Origin of the sequence: Antrihabitans auranticaus, assembly GCF_016481275.1 — a bacterium.
In the GTDB taxonomy this organism is placed as follows: Bacteria; Actinomycetota; Actinomycetes; order Mycobacteriales; family Mycobacteriaceae; genus Antrihabitans.
Map to the genome: position 1 here is coordinate 129,933 of NZ_JAEMNW010000010.1, position 9,776 is coordinate 139,708.

General features: G+C 64.8%; 14 protein-coding genes. 1 reads left to right on the forward strand and 13 read right to left on the reverse strand.

Going from position 1 to position 9,776, the window contains the following annotated elements; translation table 11 throughout:
• Positions 1-46: 46 nt before the first annotated feature.
• The 10 genes from JGU72_RS27890 to JGU72_RS27935 all read right to left on the reverse strand — a co-directional run bounded on the left by JGU72_RS27890 (position 47) and on the right by JGU72_RS27935 (position 6,152).
• A complete protein-coding gene (locus tag JGU72_RS27890) occupies positions 47-607 on the reverse strand; it encodes a MerR family transcriptional regulator (RefSeq protein WP_199687546.1) in 561 nt (186 codons plus the stop codon).
• Positions 608-747: 140 nt separating this feature from the next.
• Positions 748-1,221, reverse strand: a complete 474-nt coding sequence (locus JGU72_RS27895) for a bifunctional nuclease family protein (protein ID WP_199687547.1) — start codon at positions 1,219-1,221, stop codon at positions 748-750.
• A gap of 92 nt (positions 1,222-1,313) precedes the next feature.
• On the reverse strand, positions 1,314-2,048 hold the full coding sequence (gene ftsR, locus JGU72_RS27900; protein WP_199687548.1) for a transcriptional regulator FtsR: 735 nt from the start codon (positions 2,046-2,048) through the stop codon (positions 1,314-1,316).
• Positions 2,045-2,512 (reverse strand): oxoglutarate dehydrogenase inhibitor Odhl, encoded by a 468-nt coding sequence (gene odhI / locus JGU72_RS27905; RefSeq protein WP_199687549.1) that lies wholly within the window; start codon positions 2,510-2,512, stop codon positions 2,045-2,047. The genes ftsR and odhI overlap by 4 nt, the downstream gene beginning before the upstream one ends.
• Before the next feature lie 115 nt (positions 2,513-2,627).
• Positions 2,628-3,032, reverse strand: coding sequence for a glycine cleavage system protein GcvH (gene gcvH / locus JGU72_RS27910; RefSeq protein ID WP_199687550.1), 405 nt, complete (start codon positions 3,030-3,032; stop codon positions 2,628-2,630).
• A 17-nt stretch (positions 3,033-3,049) separates the two neighbouring features.
• Complete coding sequence (locus JGU72_RS27915) at positions 3,050-3,778, reverse strand: DUF881 domain-containing protein (protein ID WP_307828632.1); 729 nt, start codon at positions 3,776-3,778, stop codon at positions 3,050-3,052.
• A gap of 3 nt (positions 3,779-3,781) precedes the next feature.
• Complete coding sequence (locus JGU72_RS27920; protein WP_199687551.1) at positions 3,782-4,132, reverse strand: small basic family protein; 351 nt, start codon at positions 4,130-4,132, stop codon at positions 3,782-3,784.
• On the reverse strand, positions 4,129-4,914 hold the full coding sequence (locus JGU72_RS27925) for a DUF881 domain-containing protein (RefSeq protein ID WP_307828633.1): 786 nt from the start codon (positions 4,912-4,914) through the stop codon (positions 4,129-4,131). Before JGU72_RS27925 ends, JGU72_RS27920 begins: the two co-directional genes overlap by 4 nt.
• Before the next feature lie 10 nt (positions 4,915-4,924).
• A complete protein-coding gene (locus JGU72_RS27930) occupies positions 4,925-5,515 on the reverse strand; it encodes a CDP-alcohol phosphatidyltransferase family protein (RefSeq protein ID WP_199687552.1) in 591 nt (196 codons plus the stop codon).
• Between the two features lie 13 nt (positions 5,516-5,528).
• On the reverse strand, positions 5,529-6,152 hold the full coding sequence (locus JGU72_RS27935; RefSeq protein ID WP_199687553.1) for an NUDIX hydrolase: 624 nt from the start codon (positions 6,150-6,152) through the stop codon (positions 5,529-5,531).
• A gap of 121 nt (positions 6,153-6,273) precedes the next feature.
• On the opposite strand from JGU72_RS27935, the gene JGU72_RS27940 reads away from it, so the two are divergent.
• The gene (locus JGU72_RS27940) at positions 6,274-7,665 is read left to right on the forward strand and encodes a DUF2252 domain-containing protein (RefSeq protein ID WP_199687554.1); all 1,392 of its coding nucleotides are present in this window, start codon (positions 6,274-6,276) and stop codon (positions 7,663-7,665) included.
• Between the two features lie 17 nt (positions 7,666-7,682).
• On the opposite strand, the gene JGU72_RS27945 is transcribed toward JGU72_RS27940, so the two are convergent.
• From JGU72_RS27945 to JGU72_RS27955, 3 genes are all read right to left on the reverse strand, one after another.
• Positions 7,683-8,117: an ATP-binding protein gene (locus JGU72_RS27945; protein ID WP_199687555.1), complete on the reverse strand. Its 435-nt coding sequence runs from the start codon at positions 8,115-8,117 to the stop codon at positions 7,683-7,685.
• Positions 8,118-8,126: 9 nt separating this feature from the next.
• Positions 8,127-8,522: an STAS domain-containing protein gene (locus JGU72_RS27950; RefSeq protein WP_233533122.1), complete on the reverse strand. Its 396-nt coding sequence runs from the start codon at positions 8,520-8,522 to the stop codon at positions 8,127-8,129.
• 231 nt (positions 8,523-8,753) lie between these two features.
• Positions 8,754-9,776 (reverse strand): HNH endonuclease signature motif containing protein (locus JGU72_RS27955; RefSeq protein WP_199687556.1); only part of this gene is annotated, 1,023 nt, incomplete at its 5' end.

The window sequence follows — 9,776 nt, forward strand, 5'->3', positions numbered from 1 at the left end:
CCAATCAGCACAGCGGCGGAGCTTGCGGAGCCGCTAATCAGCACAGTTAACCGGTCTTGCGGCTCACACGGTTCTTGCGGCGGTAGGCCAGCTCGTCTTCCGGTCGAACCTCGGCTTCGCCACCGTCGGCGCGTTCGGCCGGGAAGTTGGCGATCGTGCCGGTCAGCTCACGCATCGCGCCGCTGACCGCGATTCCGAACACACCCTGGCCGCCCTGGAGGAGATCCACCACTTCTTCGGCGGACGTGCACTCGTAGACGGTGGTGCCGTCGGAGAACAGCGTGATCTTGGCAAGATCGTGGACGCCACGATCACGCAGGTGATCGACGGCGACCCGAATGTTCTGCAGCGAGATCCCGGTATCGAGAAGTCGCTTGACGATCTTCAGGACCAAGATGTCCTTGAACGAGTACAGACGCTGGCTGCCCGAGCCGGCGGCACCGCGAATAGACGGGACGACGAGAGACGTACGTGCCCAGTAATCCAGCTGGCGGTAGGTGATGCCTGCAATCTGGCAGGCGCTCGGGACGCGGTAGCCGACCAAATCGTCGGGAACTGAATCGTCCGGAAAAAGGCCGGGCTGAATATCCTGCGACGTATCTCGCACGGACTGCTCCCTCTTGGATCGTGGCCGGTAACTGCTGAGCTTACGCCCGAAACGCTATGGGGCCGAGTTCAATGAATCAACGCGACGCGCGCAATGCCTAAACCTAAACTTGAGGGTGAGACTCATTTGTTATGTCGGGCCTATCCGTCGGTCGCTTTGAAGTCGTCCGGCGACACGGATTCGAGGAACTCTTTGAACTTCTCGACCTCGTCCTCGCGCTCGTCCGGCATCACCAGACCGGCCTCCGCGAGCACAGCTTCCTCGGCAAAGATCGGCACGCCGACGCGAAGCGCAATCGCTACCGAATCCGATGGCCGGGCCGACACGCGCAGATCCTGATCGAAAACCAGGTCCGCGTAGAACGTGCCCTCCTGCAGATCGACGATGCGCACTTCCTTCAGCGTCCGACCCAGCGCAGTGATGAGGTTCTTGATCAAATCGTGCGTGAGCGGTCGCACAGGTTCGACGCCCTGTTGCTCCAGCACGATCGCGGTCGCTTCTGTCTGACCGATCCAGATGGGCAAGTAGCGGTCGCCCTCCGCCTCACGCAGCAGCAGTACAGGTTGATTCTGCGGCTGCTCGACACGGATACCGATCACTCGCATTTCGCTCATCGTGCCCGCCTCCCATTCGCCTACAACGAGTTTATGCGAGTTGGTCTTCCGACGCCTCCGCGCATTTGCGCCGGCGACCGTCCGATCAGCGCTCAGTGATCGAGCGAGCCGCGGACAGCGGTCTTCACCAGACACGTGTGCAGTGTCAAAGACAGCGCCGCCAACTCGCGGACGGTCTCTTCGGCACGGTCACGCGCACCGGCATCGCGGCCCTTCGCGATCGGTCCGGCGATCTGTGCGATCAGACCTGCCTCACGGTCGGCAGCAAGTTTGAAGGCGCGCAGATGGCGCGCCTCGAGTCCGAACTCCGACATCTTCTTGGCTGTCGCTGCGAGCGTGACAGCCTCGTTGTCGAAGAATCCCGCATTTCCCGGAGTGATCAAGCCTGCCCGGAGCAGTTCGGTCAAGAACGCGTCGGTGATATCCGCCCGCGCGATGAGATCTTCCCGGCTCACTCGAAGCTCACGATCGGCACGGAACTCGTCGGGTGAGACTTCGCCCGGCACGATGCCGAGTGTGCGCGGCCGCGAGGCCGGGCGATCGGCACCGAGCGTCGCAACGCCGCTGTCGATCGCCTCGAGTTGTTCCTTGATGACCTTCAGCGGCAAATACTGATCCCGTTGCGCGGTGAGCACGAATCGCAACCGCTCACAGTCCGCAACCGAGAACCGCCGATAGCCCGAAGGGGTACGTTCCGGGCTGATCAGGCCTTCTGATTCGAGAAACCGGATCTTGGAGATGGTGATGTCGGGGAAGTCCGGGCGCAGACGATCGAGGACGGAGCCAATCGACATCCATCCTCGCGCCCGTTCCTCCACGGCCGTCATTTCGAGCCTGAGCCCGCTTCACCCTGCGATCGGGGACCCGCAAGGAAAACCAGGCGGAATTTGCCGATCTGTACTTCGTCGCCGTTCGCGAGGACCGCTGAGTCCACAGGCTCACGGTTGACATAGGTGCCGTTGAGGCTGCCCACGTCCACCACCTGGAACTCGTCCTCCTCCTGCCGGAACTCCGCGTGCCGACGGCTGACAGTGACGTCGTCGAGGAAGATGTCGCTATCCGGGTGACGTCCTGCAGATGTCGTCGGCTGATCGAGGAGGAACCTGGAGCCCGCATTGGGACCACGCTTCACGACGAGCAATGCCGAGCCAACCGGCAGACCCTCTACCCCGGGGGTGTCTTCAGGCCGTTTTTGCTGTGGTTCGGCTTCGTTGAGGAAATCAGCGCGAAAGACCGATGTGGTCTCTGCTGCGCTCTCTCCGTAGGCCGGCTCGTTGTCGTTCCCGCTCACCGTTTCTCCTCCTCAGTGGGTTCTTTGCCCCTACTGTTCGGCACACACGTTTCCCATGACCGTACCTTGCCGAGGGTAGTGCGTGTAGGCAGACCGGCCAGGTCGCGTGGGCGTTTCAACTGCCAATAACCGACAGGTAGTCTTGCGCGCCGAGCGTATCGCTCAATGCTGTGTCCAAAGTCTTCTCGTCGGCGACCTCGAGGTCCACCAACCAGCCCGCACCATAGGGATCGGAATTGACTGCCTCCGGTCCGGCCTCCAGATCTTCATTCACCGCAATAACTTTCGCAGACATCGGCGCGTAGATGTCGGAGACACTCTTGGTCGACTCGACTTCGCCGAACGAATCTCCGGCAGCGACCTCGTCATCGACCGCGGGCAACTGTACGAAGACGACGTCGCCGAGTTGCGATTGGGCGTAGTCGGTGATGCCGACGCGCACCGTCGTCGGACCGGTTCGCTTCACCCATTCGTGCTCTTCGGTGTAGCGCAAATCTTCGGGAGTCTCGAAATCGCTCACCCTGCGGGTCCTTTCGCTTAGTTTCCGGGCTGAGAGTAGGTGTGCGGCTTCAGCTCCCGCAATGCGGTGACCGTCACTTCGCGGGATTGCTCGATCGCCAGCTTTCCGCCGCTTCGTGACACCGTATCTGCGACGCCGCCGGGGATGTTCAGCGCGGCGGCCAGTGTGGGCGCATCGCCGATCGCGGTGACCACGTATGGGGCCGCCTGTGCTCTGCCGTCGAGGACGATGCTGCCGGGGCTACCGCTCACCCACGTGTCGACCCCGATACGCACCCGATCGCCGAGCGCTCCCCCGAATTCGAGCGCCTCGGCCCCAGCACCACGCAATTCCTGGAAGAGAGCGAGCAGCACGTCCGCTGTGACCTTGCGCTCGGGATCGTCGATACGGACCACCACACCCGGGCCCACCGCACCTACTGTGCCGACCTGAATGGACAACGCCGTCAACCTGGCCCGCGCCTCGTCGAGGGCTGCTGCCGAGCCACTCCCCTCGAGCGAGTCGAGCGTCTGCTGCAGCGCAGAGATTTCCTGCCGCAACGACGCCTCCCGCCGGTTGAGGTTGTCGAGGACGGCCAGGAGGTCGGCGGGCCGCGCGGAGTCGAGGTTGTCGCCCGAGTCGGTGCCACGCACCTGGGCGGCAATCGCGATCCCCAGCACCATCACGAGCAGGACCGCCAGCCCGGCGAACAGCGCCTTCGCGCGCGGACTGGAACAGCCGCGCAGTATGTGCCTGGATTCGGACACAGGTCACGCCCCCAGTATTCGGCGTCGCATCGCGGCAGCATTCCCGAAGATCCGGATACCGAGAACGACGATGATCGCCGTCGACAGTTGGGTACCGACCCCGAGCTGGTCGCCGAGCCACACGATCAGCGCCGCAACAGAGACGTTGAACACGAAAGAAACGACGAAAACCTTCGGATCGAAGACGCTGTCGAGCAGGGCCCGCAGTCCACCGAAGACAGTGTCCAGCGCGGCGACCACCGCAATCGGCACGTAGGCGGCGGCGCCGTCGGGTACCTCCGGGCTGAACCAGATGCCGAGCACGATCCCGGCCACCAGCGCCAGCAACGCAGCGATCGCGACGCGCGCCTTCACCGGCCCACCTCCTGTGCAACACGAAGCTCGCGCGAGCTCGCCCCCGGAAGCGCGACCTCGTCTGAGACGTCCACCGCGAATCCGACGTCGTAGAGCTGGTGCAGCGCCGACATGCGCAAGTACGCGTCACTCACAACGAATCCCGTCTCCAGTTGTGCTTTGGGTCCGATCGCCGCGATGCGGTAGGGCGAGAAGACAGGGCCGTTGTCGACCAGGATTGCGCCGCCCGCGTGCCGGACGGTCACAGCCGGGCCGATCCGCACGTCTCCGATGGCAATGGCTTCTGCCCCGCTCTCCCACAACGCGTTCACGACAGCTTGGAGGTCGCGGTCGAGCACGATCGACCGGTCTTGCGAACCGCCATCGCTCAACGTCACCGTGAGACCGGGTCCGTACACGGGTTCCGTTGCGGCCGCCGCTTCGAGCATCGCGATGCGGCTCAGGAGGTCGGCGCCGGAGAGTTCGCCGCCCAGGGCGCGGTCTCGTGCCGAATCCACCTGAGCTGCAAGGTTGTTGCGCTCGAACGCCAAAGCGGCACCGCGGTCGCGAGCCTCGTTCACCGTCGCGAGGATCTCTTCGCGGTCGGCTTCGGCGCTCGTGCGCCACGACGTCTCGCGGACCGCCGTTCCCAGCACCAAACCCACAAGCAACGTGCCGAGCATCAACCAGAACACGGGACTCAGACGCGAGGCCGGCGCGTTGCCGTCTTTCCTGGCCTGAGCCGCCGCGGCGTATCCCGGGTCGAGGTGGTCGGTCAGCAGGGACCGCAGAAGCGAGTTCACTCGAGCGGCTTCACTTGAGCGGCAGCGCCCGTGCGACCGCGATCGCCTTCCACACGTACAGCCCACCGGTCCACACGTAGACCGCGGTACCCCAGATGAGGAACGCGTAACCGAACGCACCCGCGGCAGCCGCACCGGACCAATCCACCTGCGCCGCCAGAATCCACGGAAACGCCGACATCAGCGCAAACGTCGCGGCCTTACCCAGGTAGATGACATCGGGCGGCGGCAGGTCGCGGCGTTTGTAGACCGGCAGCGTCAACGCGAGAACCGCGTCGCGACCGATCAGCAACACCGCCAACCACCACGGCACGATCCCCCGGATGACGAAGCCGATCAGAGTCGCGAGCGTGTACAGGCGGTCGACCAGGGGGTCGAGGAGCGCACCCAGCCGGGACGACTGATCGAGCAGCCGTGCCAGCTTGCCGTCCAACCAGTCCGTCACGCCGCTCGCGACGAGTAACCCGAAGGCCCACCAATCCGCTTCCAGTACCAGCAGCACGTACAAGAAGATCGGCACACCGATCAACCGAATGATGCTCAGCACATTCGGAATAGTCAGTATTCGATCGGATCGGACCGTCTTGTCGTCGGTCGTCATCCCATTCCTCCCACTAGCGCCATGCAAAGACCGGTTGCTCGAGATGGCTGACCCGGGTACTGCGCCCGCGCAACACCACCTCGCGAAACTGATACACGATGGCACCGGTCGGTGCGTGGATCAGGGCACCTTTGTACGGCCACTGGATGACCGGACGATCCGATTCCGGAATCCGGATGAACCGGGGCTCCACGTCGACCTCGGCGATCGTCGGCAGGAGCACCTCCGCCACCTCGGCGCTATTCGGAACCGTGTGCTGTATCCGGTCACCGATCCACAGGACCAACGGCGAGATCACATAACCCGACCGCGTCGCATAATCGTCGAGCCGGCCCACGATGTCGGATTCGTCCGCTTCGATGGCCAGCTCCTCGCGAAGTTCCCGCAAGGCCGCCTGCGCAACCGACTCACCTGGATCGATAGCCCCACCCGGCAACGCGAATTGCCCAGGATGCGCCCGCATCCGAGCGGGCCGCATGGTCAACAGCACCGCAGGCACCGAATCCGCGTTCACGCCGACCGCCACTACGACCGCCGCGTGTCTGCGCTCGCCCGCACCGAGCAAGCGCGCGTCGAATCGCCCCAGAGCGTCCGCGACAGCGTCGCGGGTGAGGTCGCTGACCGGCTCGCCATTCATCGTGTTCGACAGTAGGCCACGGCGCCGACGAGCGGCGCGATGTGGCAGGCGTGTTCACGCCGGGCCGCTATAACATGCTTGATGCGCAGGGCACGGGTCCGTCGAGAGGGAGTGCACAACAGTGGCGAAGCACGAGCAAGACAAGAGCGTCGACCTGCGAACCTTCACGCCCGCGTCGGATGTCTACGATCGCGGTCGCGCGCTTCGTGATTCGGTTCCGACGTCCGCACACGACCACGCAGGAACGGGCGCCGCCCGGCCGGCTGTTCTCGAATACATCGACGCCAGCAACAAGACCAGGCTCCCCCACCTGCTGCCGCTGCGAATCGGCCGCATGATCGCCTCGCCGTTCGCCTTCTTCCGGGGCGCCGCGGGGCTGATGGCCGCCGACCTGGCCGACTCCCCGAACAGCGGTCTGACCGCACAGTTGTGCGGTGACGCCCATGCCGCGAACTTCGGCCTCTACGGGTCACCCCAGGGCCAGATCATCATGGATATCAACGACTTCGACGAAACCCTGCCCGGACCGTGGGAGTGGGATCTCAAGCGGCTCGCGGCGAGCCTCGTGCTCGCCGGACGCGAAGGCGGCGTCGGAGTGAAGGGCTGCCTCGACGCCGCAGAGGACTCCGTCAAGTCGTACCGCCGCACGATTCGCGATCTCGCGGAGGCCCCTTTCTTACGCTCCTGGACCGCGCTCCCGGACTCGTCTGTCGTCAGCCAGGCGAAAGCGGACGATCTGGTCGACGATTTCGCGCAGGCCGCCGAGAAGGCGCGACTCAACACCAGCGACAAGGTCGTCGCGAAATGGACAGCACATCTCGACGACCACGAAACCGGAATCAAACGGCACCGATTCGTCGAGGATCCGCCGATTCTCACGCGCATCGATGCCGCCGAAGCCGAGGCAGTCACCGACGGACTGGAAGCCTATGTCGGGACGCTGCGGTCGTCTCGTCGGAATTTGATTGCCCGCTTTGCGGTTTCGGATGTCGCATTCCGGATCGTCGGCACCGGCAGCGTCGGGTTGCGCAGTTACGTTGCGCTTCTGCACGGCAACAAGGACGAGTCCCTCGTGCTGCAACTCAAGCAAGCGCGACCGTCCGCGCTGGCGCCCTACCTCGGGCATACTCCGACCAACCATGAGGGCAAGCGAATCGTGTTGGGCGCGAGACTCGTTCAGTCGGGACCCGACATCCTGCTCGGTTGGACAACTATCGACGGCCGACCGTACATGGTGCGCCAGTTCCGAAACATGAAGGGCGACATCGACCCTACGCTGTTGCGTCGAGACCACCTCGACGACTACGGCAGGCTCGCGGGTGCGCTCCTCGCGCGCGCCCACACCCGGTCATTGGACCCGCGCCTGCTCGCGGGTTACCTCGGCGACGACAAGATGCTGCACAAGTCGATCGGTGCGTTCGCAGTCCGATACGCCGACCAAACCGAAGCCGACCACGCTGAGCTGGTCGCGGCAGTGGATGCGGGAAAGTTGGAAGCGGTGCCGGTCGAGTGAGTGCGCCCGCCTACGGGTCAGCGCCGTGACAGTCCGTTCCACGACATCGTCACCTTGGTGCCCCTGTTCGACTTCTCGATCACAGCTTTGTCGCTGAGCGCCTTGATGAGCGGAATCCCACGGCCGCGCAGGTGCAACGGGTCAGGAGCCGGTTCGCGCCAGCGGCCATGGTCGGCAACCTCGACCACCACAACACTGTCGGCTTCGTCGTGGTCGGCGCGCACGTCGACACTGCCGGGCCGATCGTAGGTCACGTACGCGTGCTCGACGCTGTTTGCGAGGGCCTCGTTGACGGCTAGCGTGATCGAGCTCAGCCGTTCGGCGTCGACAATGAAGTTCTGGACCAACCAGGCCTGGAACTGACTGCGCGGGTGGACAACTGCGCCGGGTTCGGCCGCCACCCCCGTACACCGCAGCGGCGCGACAGCGTGCTCGGACAGGTCCTTCGGCACTGGAGGCTCCTACAATTCGGCCATGTCGGCGATGGCGGCGTCGAGAGTCGGATAGATGGTGATCAGCTTGTCGACGCCGACCAGCTCCATCGGGTGTCCCGTCGCCGGTCCGTCGGCGACTACGCCGAACCGGGCTGACGCCATGATCTGCTCGTTGGCTGCGATCAACACGGTCATTCCGGCCGACGCCAGGAATTCCACGTGTGCGAGGTCGACGATGACGGCCTTCGGACTGTTCGAGAGCGCGGTGAGAATCGATTCGGACAATTGCGGCGCCGACAGCATGTCCACAGTTCCGCTCACCGACAGCACAACGGTCTGGTCGTGCCATTCCACACCCACGTCGAAGGCGGCCGGACCCAGCTCGAGATACGCCTCACCGGGATCACGCTGGTCCTGAGCCAAAATCCACCTCACATCTCCCCCACCAAACACGGCTCGTGTGTCGACCCTGCTTCCGAGCCTACGAGACCACCTGATAGGTGACAAACGGAGCTCTCGCGCAAGCGGTTCGTACGGCTTGATGTTCGCGACATCCGTTGAGGCCAGGCTGATCCTGGGAGTGACCACGGACACCGTCGAACCCACTGTCAGACCACGAGCGTCGGTTGGCCGAACTCGAAGGCTGACCACCCTCTAGAACGGTGGGGGTTCGTCGGGGTCGGGTGGGTCCTCTGCCGGTGTAGGTGGTTGGGGCTGTACGCGTTTGCGGTGCACCCGCACCCCCGCCACCTCCAGCATGAACCGCAGCTGCTCCTCCACGGTGATCCCGGTCCGGTTCATTTCCTGCAACAAGGTCGGGTCAGAGCACACGACCCAGCCACCCTTATCGGTCGACTCCGGCACCACGACTGGTTTCGGGCAGACCTCACCGATCTCTGTTGTCGGCCAGAGAAACCCCGCCCCCGTCGGCTCGGTCGCAATCAGTTCACCCGTCGGGGTCCTCCACTCCAACCGACCGTCACCGAGTCGACGGACCCGCCACCCGTTACCCCCGTTCTCACCCGCGGTCTTCAACCGATGATGACGACGACACAAACACGCCCCGTTGCTGCGGATCGTGCGACCACCCGCGCGAGGCCGACGGTGGTCGTACCGCTCGCAATGATCGATATCGCACCGCGCCGCCGCCACCACACATCCCGGGAACCGGCACGTCCCATCGCGGGCCCGGATCCAGCGAGCCAACCCGGCACTCCACTCGTACCGCAACGCCCCCGGTGACTCCGGGTCGTCCCACACACCCGACCCCGCACACGAACCGACCGCCGCCACCGCCCGGCCCGCAGCGGTCCGGCCCCCAGCGGTCCGGCCCGCAGCAGTCCGCGGACGCGCTGGTTGCGGAACCGGATCAGCCGGCACGGCGGCAGTCGCGTCCTCGCACGCCGTGGCTGGTCTCACCGAATCCGCTCCCACGACGACATCGTCAGGGACCTTCGCGTCCTCGCTCACTGCTCGATCCGCGGCACCAGCATCGATGTCGACCAGGTCACCCGCCGTGTCCGTCGTGGTCTCTGCCGCGCGGTCGCCGGCAGTGCGTTCCTGCTCCACCGCCGCGTCGATGGCCGCCATCACCCATTCCCACCGCCCGTCCACAGCCAACATCCGGGCCAGATCCGCATCCACCACACCCAACCCCGCGACATACCCCGGCCACTC

What these genes read in the sequence shown, in the direction of transcription:
- JGU72_RS27895 (WP_199687547.1), bottom strand. Translation starts at nt 1,221, where the DNA reads ATGAGCGAAATGCGAGTGATCGGTATCCGTGTCGAGCAGCCGCAGAAT.
- ftsR (WP_199687548.1), bottom strand. Translation starts at nt 2,048, where the DNA reads ATGACGGCCGTGGAGGAACGGGCGCGAGGATGGATGTCGATTGGCTCC.
- JGU72_RS27930 (WP_199687552.1), bottom strand. Translation starts at nt 5,515, where the DNA reads ATGACGACCGACGACAAGACGGTCCGATCCGATCGAATACTGACTATT.
- JGU72_RS27935 (WP_199687553.1), bottom strand. Translation starts at nt 6,152, where the DNA reads ATGAATGGCGAGCCGGTCAGCGACCTCACCCGCGACGCTGTCGCGGAC.